Origin of the sequence: Herbiconiux sp. VKM Ac-1786 (assembly GCF_015350805.1) — a bacterium.
Lineage (GTDB): Bacteria > Actinomycetota > Actinomycetes > Actinomycetales > Microbacteriaceae > Herbiconiux.
In genome coordinates this window covers 1,799,800-1,816,139 of record NZ_JADKSG010000001.1, presented here as the reverse complement: position 1 = coordinate 1,816,139, position 16,340 = coordinate 1,799,800, and the positions used below count along the sequence as shown (strand labels likewise).

Here is a 16,340-nt window from a genome sequence, read left to right as displayed (position 1 = left end):
GGGTGGCGCTCAGGCCGGGCATCCGCTCGCTCGGGCGAGAAGCCGGCAGAGCGGATGCCCGCCCGCGCTACTTCAGGGCGTCGAGCTCGGCGAACTCGTCGTCGCTCAGCTCGATCGCGGCGGCGGCGACGTTCTCCTCGAGGTGCGCGACCGACTTGGTGCCCGGGATCGGCAGCATCACGGGCGAGCGGCGCAGCAGCCAGGCGAGCGCGAGCTGGCTCGGCGAGACGCCGTGGCGGGCGGCGAGCGAGGCGAGGGGCGAACCTTCGCCGCTCAGCTTGCCGGTGGCGAGCGGGAACCACGGGATGAACGCGATGCCCTCGGCGGTCGCGTACTCCAGCAGAGCCTCGGACTTGCGGTTGGAGATGTTGAACAGGTTCTGCACCGAGGCGATCGGGGCGACGGCCGACGCGGCCTTCACCTCGTCGATCGAGACCTCGGACAGGCCGATGTGGCGCACCTTGCCCTCGTCCTGCAGGGCCTTGAGCTCGCCGAGCTGCTCCTCGAGGGGCACCTTCGGGTCGATGCGGTGCAGCTGCAGCAGGTCGATGCGGTCGACGCCGAGGTGGCGGAGGTTCAGCTCGGTCTGCTGGCGGAGGTACTCGGGGCGGCCGACCGGGATCCACTCGTTCGGGCCCTGGCGGGTGAAGCCGACCTTCGTGGCGATGGTGACGCCCTCGGCGTAGGGGTGCAGCGCCTCGCGGATCAGGCCGTCGGTGACGTAGGGGCCGTAGGCGTCGGCGGTGTCGATCAGGGTCACGCCGAGCTCGACGGCGCGACGCAGCACCGCAATGGCGCCGGCGCGGTCGGCGGGCTCGCCCCACACTCCGGGGCCGGTGAGCTGCATGGTGCCGAAGCCGAGGCGGTCGACGCTGAGATCGCCCCCGATGGCGAAGGTTCCGGATGCGGCGGCGGGCTTCTGCGAGCTGGTGTCAGTCATGCAGGGGCCAACCGGGCGGGGCGTCCCACGATTCCCGCGCGCCGTTCGCCCGCCGCAGAACTCGGCCCCGCCCGCCCGCTCGGAAGTGGAGTAGCAATTGCTCATCACGCCCCCGGCCGTGAGGCTGTCATCCTGATCCCGCACCGCGTTCCGGGTGCACCGCGGCTCCTCCCGTGCATGTCCCCCACCTCACGTGTGGCCCTGCCGCCGCCCCGGAACGCGGTGCATCCCCCTGCCCGCCGCGCCGCCTGCCCGCCGCGCCGCCTGCCCGCCGCAGTGGGCGCCGATTGCCGGTTCGCTTGGCGAAGTCCGCCGGGACGGGTCAGACGGCTTGGGCGAAGGGGGCCGGGGCGTCGGCGAGGGTCGCGAGGCCCGCGGGCACGGGCCAGCCCTTGCGGCGCAGCGACTGCGCCCAGAGGCGGCCCGCCCGGTACGACGAACGCACGAGCGGCCCCGCGAGCACGCCGAGGAAGCCGATCTCCTCCGCCTCCTCGCGGATCTCGACGAACTCCTCCGGCCGCACCCACGACGCCACCGGCAGGTGCCGCGGCGAGGGCCGCAGGTACTGCGTCACCGTGATGATGTCGCAGCCCGCGTCGTGCAGGTCCTGCAGCGCCGACGAGATCTCGGCCCGCGTCTCGCCCATGCCGAGGATGAGGTTCGACTTGGTGATCAGCCGCGCATCCCGAGCCCGGGTGATGACCCCGAGCGACCGCTCGTAGCGGAACGCCGGCCGGATGCGCTTGAAGATGCGCGGCACCGTCTCGACGTTGTGCGCGAACACCTCCGGCCGCGACTCGAAGACGAGGTCGAGCAGCGCCGCGTTCCCGGAGAAGTCGGTCGCGAGCAGCTCGACCCCCGTGCCGGGGTTCAGCGCGTGGATCTGCCGCACCGTCTCCGCGTGCAGCCACGCCCCCTCGTCGGGCAGGTCGTCGCGCGCGACGCCGGTCACGGTCGCGTAGCGCAGGCCCATCGCCTGCACCGAGGTGGCCACCCGCCGCGGCTCGTCGCGGTCGTAGTCGGCGGGCTTCCCGGTGTCGATCTGGCAGAAGTCGCAGCGCCTCGTGCACTGCGATCCGCCGATCAGGAAGGTCGCCTCCTTGTCCTCCCAGCACTCGAAGATGTTCGGGCAGCCCGCCTCCTGGCAGACCGTGTGCAGCTCCTGCGTCTTCACGAGCGCCTGCAGCGCCTTGTACTCGGGCCCGAAGCGCGCCTTCGTCTTGATCCACTCGGGCTTCCGCTCGATCGGGGTCTCGGCGTTCCTGACCTCCAGGCGCAGCATCCGCCGACCGTCGGGGGCCGCGGTCACGACGCCACCGCCAGGGCCGGCGCCACGCCCGAGCCGACTGAGATCGGCGGATGCCCGCCCGCGGCCTCCCGCGGCGACACGAACCGGCTGACCACCGCCTCGACCACCTCGCGCGGCTCGACCCGCCGGCCGAGCACCTCGCTCAGCGTGGTGACCCCGGCGTCGCGGATGCCGCACGCCACGATCGCGTCGTACGGCTCCAGCGCGTTGCTGCAGTTCAGCGCGAAGCCGTGCGTGGTGACGCCCGAGGCGACGCGGATGCCGATGGCGCCGAGCTTGCACTCGAGCCCGTCCACCGTGGTCCAGATGCCGGAGCGTCCCTCGACGCGATGCGCGCCGACCCCGAGGGACGCGACGACGTCGAGCAGGAGCTGCTCGAGCATCCGCACGTAGGCGACGACGTCGATCGGGTCGGGCAGACGCACGATCGGGTAGCCGACCAGCTGGCCGGGGCCGTGCCAGGTGAGCTTGCCGCCGCGGTCGACGTCGATCACGGGCGTGCCGCCGCCGGCCTCGCCGACCGGACGCTCGGACGGCTCGGTGCGCTTGCCGGCCGTGTAGACCGCCTCGTGCTCGAGCAGCACCAGGGTGTCGGGCGCGGCGCCCGCGACGACCTCGTCGTGGAGCCGGGCCTGCAGGGCGAGCCCCTCGGGGTAGGGCACGAGCCGGTGGCCGACACCCTCGTTCAGAACATCCGTCATGCCCTGATCCTACATACTTGTACTCAGTACAAAAAGGCCGACGGGTCAGCGCGTCGTCACGACCGCCATGAAGTCGAGCGTCTTTTGCAGCGCCTGCTGCGCCTCGGGATAGTCGAGGTGGAACTGGTACTCGTGGGGCAGCGCCGGCTCGTGGTCCTCGGCCCAGAACAGCTCGGTGACCTCGACGTCGTGCGCCCGGAGCGCCTCGGCCATCGGCACCGACTGCAGCCAGGTGAGCCCGTCGCCGTTGCCGCCGCTGATGTAGGTGGGCGGGAAGTCGGGCGTGACGAAGTCGATCGTCGACATGGTCGCGCCCTCGTACGTCGCCGACCAGTCCTTCGTGCCGGTGTAGGCCCACAGCGAGGCGTCGAAGCCCCAGGCGACGACGCCCGAGAGGTCGGCCATGCGGTCGAGGTCGTAGACCCCGCAGTCCAGCACCGTGCCGACCAGCTGCTCCGGGTCGAGGGCGGGCTCGATGCCGACGAGGCTCGAGTACTCGGGGTTCGTCGTGAGCACCGCGAGCTGGCTGGCCAGCTGCGCCCCGGCCGAGTCGCCCGCGAGCACGATGCGCGTCGGGTCGACCCGCAGCTCGTCGGCGTGGGCGGCGATGTAGGCGAGGGCCTCGTTCAGCTGGCCGACGGCGGTCGGATAGACCGCCTCGGGCCCGACCGTGTAGTTCAGCCCGATGGCCGTGTAGCCCTCGGCGGCCAGGATCCGCAGATAGGGATCGACGTTGCCGGAGTCGCCCGAGATCCAGGCGCCGCCGTGGATCCACACGACGGCGGGGAGCGCACCCGAACCCGACCGCGAGTACGCCGACAGGGTCGTGTCGGGGCTCCCCTCGGCGTAGGCGACGGTGCCGAGGTCGTCGACCCCGGCGGCGGGGACGTAGGGGGTCATCTCGGCGACGGTGCCGGCGGCCCCCTGGGCGAAGACGCCGCGGATCAGGAGCGCGGCCGGCCACGGCGTCGCCTGCAGCACCGCCACCAATAGCACGGCGATCAGCGCGGCCAGGAGCAGCCGCCGGGTCAGCCTCCCGCGACGCGCGGCCCGGTGCTCGGCCGGGAAGGCGGTCGCGTCGTCGATGCCCCTGCTCGTCGCCATCCGGCCGCCCCCTCGCTGGGTCGACTCTACGGCAGGGCCCCGCGGTTCCGGTTTGCTCTCATAGCCCGACTCGATAGGGTCTAGGCGCGGCGCCGTGCGGCGCGGAACGCGGAACGAGGAGCACCCACGGCATGAGCCCCGCCACGAGCGACAAGAGCATCTACGACGGCATGTCGAAGAAGGACCGGCAGGCGCTGTCGCGGGAGCTGGCGCGCCTCAGGCGCATCGAGGAGCAGAAGCGGCGTCGGCGCAACCGCGTCATCGCGATCGTGGCCGTCGTCGTGGTGGCGATCGCCGTCCTCGCCGGTGCCGGCTGGGCGATCTACTCCTCGGTGCGGGCGAGCTTCACGGGGCCGGCGAACATGCTGAGCGACGGCGTGATCCTGACGGGCAGCAGCTCGGCGGTCACCGCCACCACGACCGACGCCATCCAGCCGGGTGAGCAGCCGGTGCCGTCCGAGCTCGACACGGCGAGCGTGCTGCGGCTGACCGAGTACGTCGACTACGGCAGTGCCGACGTCGGCACCTTCGAGACGACGAACGGCTCCTCGCTGCAGAACTACGTCAGCGCCGGCTACGCGAGCCTCGAGCTGCACCCCGTGGCCCTCGACGGCCCCGACAGCTACTCGGCGCGGGCCGCGAACACGATCGCGTGCGTGGCGAACGCGGTTCCGGATGCGGTGCTCCCGATCCACAACGCGCTGATCGCCAAGATCGCCGACCTGCCCGACGGCGGGCTCTCGAACGACGAGCTGGTCACCCTGGTGTCGGATGCGGGGCTCGCCGACGACTCGATCGCCTCGTGCATCCGCGGGAACGAGTTCTCGGACTGGGTGACCGACGCCACCGCGCGGGCGGAGGCGGGCATCCCGAACGCCGACGTCGAGACGCTGACCGCGGCGCCGCTCCTGATCGTGGACGGCAAGGCCTACACGGGGGCGCTCGACGACGCCGAGGCGCTGTCGACGTTCATCACCGAGACCTACACCGAGGTCGCCGACCCGCCGGCCACCGACCCCGCCGCCCCCACCGACGGCACGGCCCCCACCGACCCGACCGCCCCCGCCCCCGCCGGCTAGCGCCCAGCACCTAGTGGGCGGCGCCGAGCTCGATCACGAAGACGCCGACCGCGATCAGGGCGATGCCCACGATCATCCGGGGCGTGAGCTTCTCCTTGAACAGGATGCGCGCGAGGATCGCCGTGAGCGCGACCCCGCACGCGGCCCAGATGCCGTACGCGATCCCCACCTGCAGTCCCCCGGCGAGCGCGACCGCGAGCAGGGTGAACGCGATCACGTAGAACACCACCACGGGAGCGATCCAGCGCTTCTTGCGGAACCCCTCCGAGGCGCGGAGGGCCAGTGTCGCCGCGACCTCGGTGACGATCGCGCCGGCCAGCAGCAGCCAGATCACGAGGCGTCCGGGGCGGTCGGCCGCGCATCCTGAACCGGATGCGGGGAGCCGGTCTCGACCAGCACCACCCCGACGATGACGATGGCGATGCCGATCCCGATGGTCAGCGTGAGCTGCTCGCCGAAGACGAGCGAAGCCAGCACGGCCGTGAGCGCCACGCCCGCGGCCGACCAGATGCCGTAGATGACGCTGATCGGCGCTCCCCGACGCAGCAGGAGGGCGAGCGCGACGAAGGCGCCGGAGTAGCCGACGGCGGCGAGCGCCACCCACCACGGGTCGTCGACGGCGGCGCGCAGCGACAGCGTGGCCGTCACCTCGAGCCCGATCGCCGCCGCCAGGAAGAGCCAGTTGCGCAGGTCAGTCCCCATCGCTCCCACCAATCGTCGGCACCACCCTAGCGCCGGGGGAATAAGGTTGTCGGTACAACCGTTTCACCGAGTATGACGACGACCGCAGACCTGCTCGCCCCCGACACCGCCATGGGCGCGGTGACCCTCCGCGTCGGAGATCTCGACCGGATGATCGCGTACTACCGCGACGCCGTCACCCTCGACGTGATCGCGCAGCAGGGCGACTCCGCGGTGCTCGGCCGGGGCGGGGTGCCGGCCGTCGTGCTGCAGCACGCCCCCGAGCTGAGGAACCCCGAACCGCGCTCGGCGGGACTGTTCCACACGGCCATCCTGTTCGACACCGAGGCCGCGCTGGCCGCGGCGGTCTACTCGGTGGCCACCCGCTTCCCGCAGTCGTTCACCGGCTCCAGCGACCACCTCGTCTCGAAGGCCTTCTACTTCGACGACCCCGAGCACAACGGCGTCGAGCTCTACTGGGACCGCGACCGCACCGAATGGAGCTGGGCGCACGGCCAGATCGAGATGGGCACGGTGTTCCTCGACCCGAACGCCTATCTGCAGGAGCACCTCAGCACCGAGACGGTGGCCGACCCCCGCGTGGGCGGAGCATCCGTCGGCCACGTGCACCTCTCGGTCGGCGACGTCGCCCGGGCCCGCGACTTCTACGTCGACGCGCTCGGCTTCGAGACGACGATCGCCTACGGCTCGTCGGCCCTGTTCGTCTCGGCCGGCGGCTACCACCACCACATGGCGATGAACGTCTGGAACTCGAGGGGCGCCGGTCGCCGGCAGCCCGCGCTCGGGCTCGGCCAGGTCGAGATCATGCTCCCGGATGCCGACGGCGTCGCCGCGGCCGACGAGCGGCTGCGGGGTCGCGGTCTGCAGACGGCGAACGACGGGCTCCAGGTGACGGTGTCCGACCCGTGGGACAACACCATCCTCCTGAAGCCCGCCGTCTAGAGCAGAGGCCGAGGCTTACGCCTGGCCGATCCCCACCGCCTCGGGGGCGACGTCGGCGCCGGGAGCCGAGGGCTCGAGCGCCGCGGCCACGCGACGCGACAGCGTCACGTCGACGTTCGCCCAGTACTGCAGCACGCGCTCGCGCAGCTCGGGGATGGTGACCTTCGACACGTGGCCGGCGATGTTCGCCACCAGGCGGTCCCGCGCGGCGTCGTCGAGCACCTCGCGCACGAGCGTTCCGGCCTGGCCGAAGTCGTCGTCCTCGGGGTGCAGGGTCGCGGCGGTGCGCACGAGCTCGCCGTCAGCCTCCCAGCCCGCGTCGTTGCCGTGGCGCGCCGGGTCGGCGTGCGGTCCGCCGTAGGAGTTCGGCGCGTAGACGGGGCGCTCGGGCGACGCGAAGTCGTGGCGCATGGCGCCGTCCTTCGAGTACGAGTTCACCGGGCTGTGCGGCGCGTTGACCGGCAGCTCGGCGTGGTTCGTGCCGACGCGGTAGCGGTGGGCGTCCGCGTAGCTGAAGATGCGGGCGAGCAGCATCTTGTCGGGCGAGGCCGCGATGCCGGGCACGAAGTTCGAGGGGGCGAAGGTCGCCTGCTCGATCTGCGCGAAGTAGTTCTCCGGGTTGCGGTTCAGCGTCATGGTGCCGACCTCGATCAGCGGGTAGTCCGCGTGCGGCCAGACCTTGGTGAGGTCGAACGGGTTGAAGCGGTACGAGGCCGCGTCGGCGTAGGGCATGACCTGCACCGAGAGGGTCCAGGTGGGGAACTCCTCGCGGGCGATGGCCTCGGACAGGTCGCGGATGTGGAAGTCGGCGTCCTCTCCGGCGATCTGGTCGGCGTCGGCCTGCGAGAGGATCTCGATGCCCTGGTTCGTCTTGAAGTGGTACTTGACCCAGAATCTTTCCCCGGCGGCGTTGATCCACTGGTAGGTGTGCGAGCCGAAGCCGTCCATGTGCCGCCAGGAGGCGGGCAGGCCGCGGTCGCCCATCAGCCAGGTCACCTGGTGCGCCGACTCGGGCGAGAGGGTCCAGAAGTCCCACTGCATGTTGTGGTCGCGCAGGTGGGTGCCCGGCAGGCGCTTCTGCGAGCGGATGAAGTCGGGGAACTTGATGCCGTCGCGGATGAAGAAGACGGGGGTGTTGTTGCCCACGAGGTCGTAGTTGCCCTCGTCGGTGTAGAACTTCAGCGCGAAGCCACGGGGGTCGCGCCAGGTGTCGGGCGAGCCCTGCTCTCCGGCGACGGTCGAGAAGCGCGCGAGCAGCTCGGTGCTGGCGCCGGGCTGGAAGAGCGAGGCGCGGGTGTAGGCGCTGACGTCGTTCGTGGTCTCGAAGACGCCGAAAGCTCCGCCGCCCTTCGCGTGCACGACGCGCTCCGGAACCCGCTCGCGGTTGAACTGGGCGAGCTTCTCGACGAGGTAGTGATCGTGGAGGACGACCGGGCCGTCGGCGCCGACGCTCTGCGAGTGGTCGTCGCTGGCGACGGGGGCGCCCGAGTTGGTGGTGGTGAAGTCGGTCATGTTCTCTCCGGTTCGGTTGTGGTGATCGTCTCCGCCGCCTGGCACGCGGGGCACAGGCCCCAGAACGTGACCTCGGCGGTGGTGACGCGGAAGCCGCTCGTCGACGACGGGGTGAGGCACGGCGCGGCGCCGTGCACGCAGTCGACGTCGTCGACCGCGCCGCAGCCGGTGCAGACCACGTGGTGGTGGTTGTCACCGATGCGCCGCTCGTAGCGGGCGGGAGACCCCGCCGGCTCGATGCGCCGCAGCAGCCCGGCCTCGGTGAGGGCGTTCAGCACGACGTAGGTGGCCGGCAGCGACAGCCCGGGGAGCTCCCGGAGCGCCAGCCGCCGCACCTCATCGGCATCGGCGTGCGGGTGCGTCTCGAGCGCCCGCAGCACGGCCAGTCGCTGCTCGGTGACACGCAGACCGGTGCTCCGGATGCGCGTCTCGAGCTCACTGGTCATGGAACGACCGTAGCCGCCAATTATGAACGATTCATAATTGGCGGCTACGGTGGGCGTGTCGATCAGGTGACTAGCCGGTGCACACCGTGAGGTCGGCCACGGCCACCGGGAGGGCGTTCTCGCCACCCAGCAGCGTGACGCTCGTCGCACCCAGGTCCGTGATCCGCTTCAGCGTCTCGGCGGGGATGCACGAGCCGGGGACCGTGAACAGCGGGGCGTCGATGCGCGGCCCGTAGGCCGAGCCCGAGAGCGCATCCGGGAACCGCTCACCCGTGGCGAGCAGCACGCGGCCGGCCTCGTCGAAGAAGTACCGGTTGATGCTGCGCGAGGTCGCGTAGCGGTCGGCACCACCCAGGCGGACGGTCGGGGCGATGGTCGCCGCCTTGTTCAGGATGCCCACCGACACGGAGTCGGTGCCGCCCACGATCACGATCTTCGAGACGCCGAGCTCCTCCAGGAGGTCGGCGGTCTCGGAGTCGAGCTTGGAGGCGGGGCCGTTCACCAGCAGCACCGGGCCGGCACCGTCGACCGCGGCACCCGCGGACAGGGCGTCGGCGTAGGTGGTGCCGGTCGCCAGCACGGCGACCTCGGCTCCGTCGGGGAAGGCGGCCTTCGCGATGTTCCGCGAGGCCTCGAAGCGGTCGACGCCGCCGATGCGGGTGACCGAGCCGAGCTCCTTCAGAGCGGCCTCGGCCTCGGCCGACACCGCCTGCTCGCCGCCGACGATGACGATCTTCGTTGCACCGAGGCGCTGGATCTCCGCCTTCACCGAGTCGGGAACCGAGGCCCGCGTGCTCAGCAGCACCGGAGCGTCGGCCCGCGTCGCGGCGGGAGCCGCCGACAGGGCGTCGGGGAAGGTCTCACCGCTGGCGATGTAGACCGTGTCCGAGCCGTCGGGCCAGCCGTCCTTGGACGCGTTCACCGCGACCTCGAAGCGGTCGGCGCCGCCGATGCGGTCGACCTCGGGCGGGGTCGGCAGTCCGCCGGTGACGCTCACCGGGATCCGCACGACGGTGCCGCTCGGCTGGGCGGTCAGCACCAGCTGGCTCGAGGCGTAGGCGTCCGCGGGCACCTCGACGGTGACCGTGGCGCTGCCACCCGTCACCGGGGTGGCCTCGAAGGTCGCCGCCGACCCGGGCCAGGAGGCCTGGACCGTGGTGTTCTGCGGGCTGCCGAGCGAGGTCAGGTCGAGACCCGACACCGTGGCCGACACCTCGGCGCCGAGCTCCACCGGGCCGGCGGTGACGTCGGTCACCGCGACCGCCTGGCGGGCGAAGTCGGGCGTGAGGCCCGGGTTCGCCTCGAGGTAGGCGATCCACGCGTCGCGGTCGACCAGACCCGAGTCACGGGTGTCGGTGCCCTCCGCGAACTCGCGGAAGTTGTCGCCGCCCTGCAGCAGGAAGTTGAACGAGCCGATGCGGTACGAGGCCGCGGGGTCGATGGGCTTCCCGTCGATGAAGACGCCGGTGATGTGCGAGCCGCGCTCGGCGTCGGGGTCGAAGGTGTAGGTCACGTTCTTCGACAGCCCGAGCTGCAGGTAGGGCCGCGACGGCACGGTGCCGTCGGGGTTGGTCTGCCACTGCTGCTCGAGCACCGTCGTGAACTGCTCACCCGTGAGGGTCGTCGTCCAGAGGTTGTTGACGAACGGCAGCACCGCGTTGGCCTCGGCGTAGGTGACCACGCCGTCGGGGGCGAAGGTCAGCTCCTCGCGGAGTCCGCCGGGGTTGACCACGCCGATCTCGGCACCGCCGCGGTCGGCGGAGCCGAGCGAGGAGACGAGGGAGTCGGCGACCAGGTCGCCGAGCGTCGACTCCGAGGCGCGGTCGTCGCGCTTGCCCCCGGTGTAGACGCCGTCGACGTAGGAGCCGCCGCTGAAGGCGGTGGTGATGTCCGCGGTGACCGAGCCCTTGGGCTGGTTGCCGATCTCGGCGGCCTTGGCGAGCGCCGCATCCGTGATCGTCTTCACCTCGGCCACGGCCGGGTAGGTGCTCACCAGCTGGGCGTCGAGTGCGGCGCTCAGGGCGGCCGTCTCCTCGGGCGTCGCGCCGGTGGCGGCGGCGAGGCGCTTCACGTTCTCGGCCGTGTAGCCCTCGACCTCACCGGTGGCGGGGTCGAGCGAGAGCACGACGTGACCGATGTTCTCGCCGTAGTTGCCGGTCTGCAGCACGGGGCGGGTCTTGTCGCTGCCCGGGATCGGGCCGTCCCACGCGTACTGCTTGTGCGTGTGGCCGGTGAAGATCGCCGCCACGCGGGCGTCGGTCTCGGTCACGATCTTGGCGAACGCGCCGCCCTCGGCGACCTCCTGCTCGAGGGTCGCGCCCTCGACCAGGCCGGCGCCGGCACCCTCGTGGTAGCTGGCGATGATGACATCGGCCTCGCCGTTGGACTCGTCGCCGTCGCTCAGCTGGGCGGCCACGCGGTTGACCGCGTCGACCGGGTCGCCGAAGTCGAGGTCGGCGATGCCGCCGGGCGAGACGAGCGAGGGGGTCTCTTGGGTGATCGCGCCGATGATGCCGACCGTGAGGCCGCCCACCTCCTGCAGCGAGTACTCGTCGAGCGCCGGGGTCTGGGTGCCCTTCTCGTAGACGTTCGCGCCCAGGTAGTCCCACTTCGCGTTCCGCGCGTCGTCGGCACCGATGATGCGGTCGACGAGGTCGGAGTATCCCTGGTCGAACTCGTGGTTGCCCACGGCGCTCGTCTTCAGGTCGAGCGCGTTCAGCACGTCGATCGTGGGCTGGTCCTGCTGCACCGCCGAGGCGAACAGCGAGGCGCCCACGTTGTCGCCGGAGGAGATGAAGAGCGAGTTCGGACTCTGCGCCTTGATCTGCTCGACCGTTCCGGCGAACTTCACCGTGTTGGTGTCGATGCGGCCGTGGAAGTCGTTGATGTCGATCAGGTTCAGGTCGAGTGTCGAGGGCTGCTCGCCGGCCGACGGCGTGTAGCCGACGATCACCGGGTCGTGGTCGCTCGAGCGGAAGACGCTCTCGTCGTAGAAGTTCGTCGCGTTGTAGTTGTAGCGGCTGTACTCCTTCGCGATCGTCTCACCCGAGTTGATGTTCCAGATGTCGACGCCGCTCACCTTGGCGTCGGCCGAGGGGCTGGCGTAGACGTGGTCGAGTGAGCCGCTCGTGCCGCTGAAGGAGTAGCTGTACTTGCCCGACTTGGCGCCCTGGTCGACGTAGCCGGCGTCGGTGATCGTGACGGCCGGGTCCTCCTGCGTGTAGGCGTTGAAGTCGCCGATCAGGAAGACGTCGGTGGTGCCGAGCTCGGTCTGCAGCGACTTCGAGAAGCCCAGCAGGGCGGTCGCCTGGCGCACACGGTCGCCGTTGAAGTAGCCCTGCGGGCCGTCGGCGTTGTCGCCGGTGGCCGTGTCGGAGGACGACTTCGACTTGAGGTGGTTGACGATCGCGAGGAACTCGCCGCCCTCGACGCCGACGGGAGCGAACTCCTGGGCGAGGGGCTGACGGGCGTTGGCGAACGCGGGGTCGAGCAGCACGCGCGAGGCGCCCACCGGCGCGACGACGGCCTTCTTGTAGATGAAGGCGGTGCGGATGACGTCCTGCTCCTCGATCGGGGGCAGCGCGTCGGCGGCCGGCGAGGGCACGAAGGCCCACTCGTCCGAGCCGGCGGCGGCGTTCAGCGCCGCGACGAGGGTCGACAGGGCCGCGTCGCGGTCGGCGCCGAACTTCGCCGAGTTCTCGATCTCCTCGAGCGAGACGACCTCGGCGCCGAGGCCGTTGATCGCCGCGACGATCTTGGCCTGCTGGCGGGCGAGGTCCTCGGGCTCGGCGGCACCGCGGGCGTCGCAGCCGGAGTTGACCGTGACGGGGTCGTCGTCGCGGTCGGTGTAGAACGTGCATCCGGTGAGCGTGTCGCCAGTGGTCGTGAAGTAGTTGAGCACGTTGAAGCCCGCGATCTGCAGCGCGCCTCCGACGTCCTCGGGCTCGGCGTCCTGCTCGCCGGCGAAGGTCGCGGGGGCGGTGGCACCCGAGACGTACTGCGCGGTCGGCTGGAACTTCCAGGCGTTGTTGCGGTAGTCGAAGACGACCGGTGCCGCGAACGTCGCCGAGGAGCCCACGACGATGTCGGGGTTCTCGGTGAGGTAGGGCAGCGGGATGTCCTTGTTGGCGTCCGAGCCGAGGAAGTTGATGCTCGAGCCGTCGTCGAGCGTCACGGCACGGGCGGCGTTGTCGGCCACGGCGGCGGCGTAGGCGTCGGTGCCGGGACGCGCCAGCTCGGTGGGGGTGATCAGGGGGGTGTCGCCGGCGGCGAGGCCGATCTCGGCGTACTGGTTGGTCGTGTAGTTGTTCGTGACCGTGAACTCGCCCTGCGGGGCGACGAGCATGCTCTCGACGGCCTCGCGGCCGGCGGCGTCCAGCGGCAGCGTGAGCGCGAGCGGCGTCACGGCCTCGGCCGGGTCGAGCTTCACCAGTCCGTCGGCCGAGGCCACCTCGAACTCGGTCAGGCCCTGGAACTCGGTGACCGTGCCGGTGACCTGCACGTGGTCACCGATGGCGACGGATGCGACGGTCGCCTTCGAGTAGACGAAGATCGCGTCGCTGGCGGTGCGACCCTCGGTCTCGGCACCGGTGCCGGGCGTCTGGATGACGTAGCCGTTGAACCCGCCCACCGGATAGGCCGCGGTGACGACGCCGCTGGTGGTCACCACCGGCTTCTCGGCGGTGGCGAAGGGCGAGGCGTCGCCCGTGCCCTGGATCTCGGCGATGGTGTACTCCGCCGCGGCGGCGGGCGCCTCGGTGGCGGAGGCGCTGGACACGACGCCGACGAAGGGCGAGGCGAACAGCGCCCCTCCGGCGATCGTGGCGAGGACCGCTTTCAGCGACCTCGAGGGTGATTCGGACATGGATCTCCTAGACGAGAGGGCTCACACGGATGCCGTCATGCTAGGGGCCCTGGACAACGAAAGAAAGACTGAACATTTCGAGCAGGTTAACAAAGGAAAACTGAATCATTGTCACCCCGATGGGGGACAAGAAGCGTACCGCGCCTGCCCGCTGAACGACAACTGCAGACCACCCGAGGGGCTCGCTGTCCACATTCCGCACGGTGCCGGATAGGGTGTTGACAACGCGATGGAGCGGTCGAGCATCCGCTCGCCCTGGCACCGTCGCGAGGATCGTCTGTAACACGCTGACCCTGGGGGGGTCCAGGATGCCGGGTACCGCACGACGACGGATCGTCGGTGCTCCGTCGGAGAAGGTCGTCGGCCTCGATCGCGACCCCACGGAGATCGCCGAGCTGCTCGTCGACGGGGGCAGCGTCGTGATCGTGGGCGTGCCGGGCAGCGGCAAGAGCCACCTCACCCGCGCCGTCATCGCCGAGCTGCGCCGTCGCGGCGTCGACCCGGTGGTGCTGCGCGCGGGCCAGCCGGTTCCCGAGGGACTCGGCGAGCATCCGGTGCCGGGCGCTCCCCCGCTCGTGCTCGTGGTCGACGACGCCCCCGCGGTCGCCGAGGCGGGCCTCGAGGCGATCAGCCGCGCCGCCTACACGGGCTCGGCCCGGGTGCTGCTGACGGCCGACACCGACCCGTGCACCCAGACCTCGGGGCTGCCGCCGGTGCTCGCGCAGCTCTGGCTCGACGGCGTCGCCGTGCGCCACGACCTGCAGCTGCTCGACGACCTCACCGCCGACCAGCTGATCTCCTGCATCGTCGGCGACGACGTGCTCGACTCGGTCACGCGCGCCGTGGTCACCCAGCGGTCGGCGGGCTCCCGGATGCTCCTCAGAGAGCTCGCGCTCGACGCCGCCGAGGCGCAGCGCGGGGGCGGGCACGACCCGTGGGAGTCGCGTCGGGCACGGGCCGGATCGCGGCTCGCCGATGCCCTGCGCACGGTGGTCGACGCCTACGACGCCGAGCAGCAGCTCGCCCTGGCCCTGGTCGGCCGGCTCGACGGCATCGAGTACTCCACGCTCAGCCGGGTGGTGCGCCCCGCGGTGCTCGACGCCCTGAAGGCCCGGCGGGTGCTGCGCGAGACGGGGCCGCGCCGCCTGCTGCACGCCACCGCGCCGATCGCCCAGGAGGCCGACCACCGGCTGCCCCCGGGGCGGGTGGACGCGGTGGTCGACGAGCTGGTCACCCGCATGCTGACCGAGCCCGGCGTCACGCCGAGCGAACCCGTGATGCTCGCCGCGGCCGCGTCGTGGCACTCCGGGCGGGAGTCCGTGCCCTCGCCGGGCGACGTCGATCCGGAGCTCCGCGGACTCGTGCTCTCCACCGCGGCCGCCGCGGCCAACACGGGGGGCCGCGCGCAGCTCGCCCTGGACTACGTCGCCCTCGGCTTCGCGGTGGACGGGCATCCGGCCCTGAACCTCGAGGCGTCGCGCGCGCTCGCCCGGCTGCACGAGATCGACGAGGCGTACGCCCAGATCTCGCGGGTCGACGCCTCCACCGTGCCGGTGCCCGAGCTGCGCCGGCTGGTGCGGTGGTGGGCCAGCATGATCGGCTGGCACCCCGCGGGGCAGACGCTCGGCGACATCGAGGCGTGGCTCGCCGCGGCCGGGGTGTCGGATGCGAGCGTGCAGTGCGAGCTCGAGGCGCAGCGCGCCGAGGAGCACTACCTCGACCTGGACTGGACGGGCGGCGAGCAGCACGCACTGCGGGTGGTCGAGCACCCGGAGGCGGGCACGCTGGTGCGGCTCCGGGCCGCCGTGGTGGCCTCCATGTGCGCCGCCCAGCTCGGGCGGGGCGCCGACGGCCTCGCGATGCTGGCCCGCGCCGAGCGGATCAACCGCGATCCGGTCACCAGCCGGCCCGTCTCGCTCCGCACCGAGCTCGTGCTGATCTGCTTCCAGGCCTTCACGGGCGTGGTGGCCCGGAGCGTCCCGCCCCACCTCGACGCCCGGCTGCGCTACGCCGTCGGTGTCGCCGCGCAGCGGAAGGACCGCAGCGGTCTCGCCCTCGCCGGCATCGTCTCGGGCGTCGCCCTGGGCTTCGCGGCGGGCGACGACGCGCGTGCCGAGCTCGAGTTCGGCGCCGCGATCGACCGCATCGACCGCATCGAGTTCGCCGTGTTCCGGCCGCTGGTCGGCAACCTGCGGGCCAGCGCGCTCGCCCGGCTCGGCCGGGTGGCCGACGCCCGTCAGGTGCTCGACGAGATCGACATCGAGCAGCTGCGCACGCACCGGCTGTTCCGGTACTCCCGGCACATCGTCGAGTACGACATCGCCATCGCCGCCGGGGAGCTCGGCACGGCGGAGGCGGCCCTGGTCGCCGCCGAGACGGAGCGCGCCACCGGCGACGCGGCCGCCGGTCCCTCGGTGACCGACCTGAAGCGGCGCGAGAGCCTCGCGCGCACGATCGACAACCTCGCCCCCGCCGCCCGCGCGGACGGCCTGGCGAGCCGGGTGCTGACCGAGCGGGAGCACGAGATCGCCCTGCTGGTTGCCCGCCGGCTGAGCAACAAGGAGATCGCGCAGCAGCTGTTCCTGTCGGTGCGCACCGTCGAATCGCACATCTACGCGGCCCGCGGCAAGCTCGGCGCCGGGTCCCGCCGCGAGCTCGGCGAGCGGGTGCGGGAGCAGGACGCCCGGGACCGCGCGGCGGACGATAGACTGTAGGCCGTCCTCCCCCGTCACTCCCCGAGG

General features: G+C 71.7%; 12 protein-coding genes. 3 read left to right on the top strand and 9 right to left on the bottom strand.

Annotated features, from left to right (window positions below):
- Positions 1 to 67: 67 nt before the first annotated feature.
- From ITJ64_RS08955 to ITJ64_RS08940, 4 genes are all read right to left on the bottom strand, one after another.
- On the bottom strand, positions 68 to 940 hold the full coding sequence (locus ITJ64_RS08955) for an aldo/keto reductase (RefSeq protein WP_194680297.1): 873 nt from the start codon (positions 938 to 940) through the stop codon (positions 68 to 70).
- Between the two features lie 322 nt (positions 941 to 1,262).
- Entirely contained in the window at positions 1,263 to 2,249 is a 987-nt protein-coding gene (lipA, locus tag ITJ64_RS08950; RefSeq protein WP_194680296.1) for a lipoyl synthase, read from the bottom strand.
- Positions 2,246 to 2,950: a lipoyl(octanoyl) transferase LipB gene (lipB, locus tag ITJ64_RS08945; RefSeq protein WP_194680295.1), complete on the bottom strand. Its 705-nt coding sequence runs from the start codon at positions 2,948 to 2,950 to the stop codon at positions 2,246 to 2,248. The genes lipA and lipB overlap by 4 nt, the downstream gene beginning before the upstream one ends.
- Before the next feature lie 45 nt (positions 2,951 to 2,995).
- Positions 2,996 to 4,054 carry an alpha/beta hydrolase gene (locus ITJ64_RS08940; protein ID WP_194680294.1) on the bottom strand — a complete coding sequence of 353 codons (1,059 nt, stop codon included), beginning with the start codon at positions 4,052 to 4,054 and terminating at the stop codon, positions 2,996 to 2,998.
- A gap of 131 nt (positions 4,055 to 4,185) precedes the next feature.
- Between ITJ64_RS08940 and ITJ64_RS08935 the strand changes: the two genes are divergently transcribed.
- Positions 4,186 to 5,133, top strand: coding sequence for a thioredoxin domain-containing protein (locus ITJ64_RS08935; protein ID WP_194680293.1), 948 nt, complete (start codon positions 4,186 to 4,188; stop codon positions 5,131 to 5,133).
- Between the two features lie 10 nt (positions 5,134 to 5,143).
- On the opposite strand, the gene ITJ64_RS08930 is transcribed toward ITJ64_RS08935, so the two are convergent.
- Positions 5,144 to 5,467 carry a multidrug efflux SMR transporter gene (locus tag ITJ64_RS08930; RefSeq protein WP_370545107.1) on the bottom strand — a complete coding sequence of 108 codons (324 nt, stop codon included), beginning with the start codon at positions 5,465 to 5,467 and terminating at the stop codon, positions 5,144 to 5,146.
- A complete protein-coding gene (locus ITJ64_RS08925; protein ID WP_228507764.1) occupies positions 5,464 to 5,835 on the bottom strand; it encodes a multidrug efflux SMR transporter in 372 nt (123 codons plus the stop codon). The genes ITJ64_RS08930 and ITJ64_RS08925 overlap by 4 nt, the downstream gene beginning before the upstream one ends.
- 72 nt (positions 5,836 to 5,907) lie before the next feature.
- Here ITJ64_RS08925 and ITJ64_RS08920 point away from each other — a divergent pair, with 72 nt between their 5' ends.
- Complete coding sequence (locus ITJ64_RS08920) at positions 5,908 to 6,777, top strand: VOC family protein (RefSeq protein ID WP_194680292.1); 870 nt, start codon at positions 5,908 to 5,910, stop codon at positions 6,775 to 6,777.
- 15 nt (positions 6,778 to 6,792) lie between these two features.
- Here ITJ64_RS08920 and ITJ64_RS08915 read toward each other — a convergent pair whose 3' ends face one another.
- From ITJ64_RS08915 to ITJ64_RS08905, 3 genes are all read right to left on the bottom strand, one after another.
- Entirely contained in the window at positions 6,793 to 8,289 is a 1,497-nt protein-coding gene (locus tag ITJ64_RS08915; RefSeq protein WP_194680291.1) for a catalase, read from the bottom strand.
- Positions 8,286 to 8,735, bottom strand: a complete 450-nt coding sequence (locus ITJ64_RS08910; protein ID WP_194680290.1) for a Fur family transcriptional regulator — start codon at positions 8,733 to 8,735, stop codon at positions 8,286 to 8,288. The genes ITJ64_RS08915 and ITJ64_RS08910 overlap by 4 nt, the downstream gene beginning before the upstream one ends.
- A 70-nt stretch (positions 8,736 to 8,805) precedes the next feature.
- Entirely contained in the window at positions 8,806 to 13,599 is a 4,794-nt protein-coding gene (locus tag ITJ64_RS08905; protein WP_194680289.1) for an ExeM/NucH family extracellular endonuclease, read from the bottom strand.
- 308 nt (positions 13,600 to 13,907) lie between these two features.
- On the opposite strand from ITJ64_RS08905, the gene ITJ64_RS08900 reads away from it, so the two are divergent.
- On the top strand, positions 13,908 to 16,313 hold the full coding sequence (locus ITJ64_RS08900; protein WP_194680288.1) for a LuxR C-terminal-related transcriptional regulator: 2,406 nt from the start codon (positions 13,908 to 13,910) through the stop codon (positions 16,311 to 16,313).
- The last annotated feature ends 27 nt before the right edge of the window (positions 16,314 to 16,340 follow it).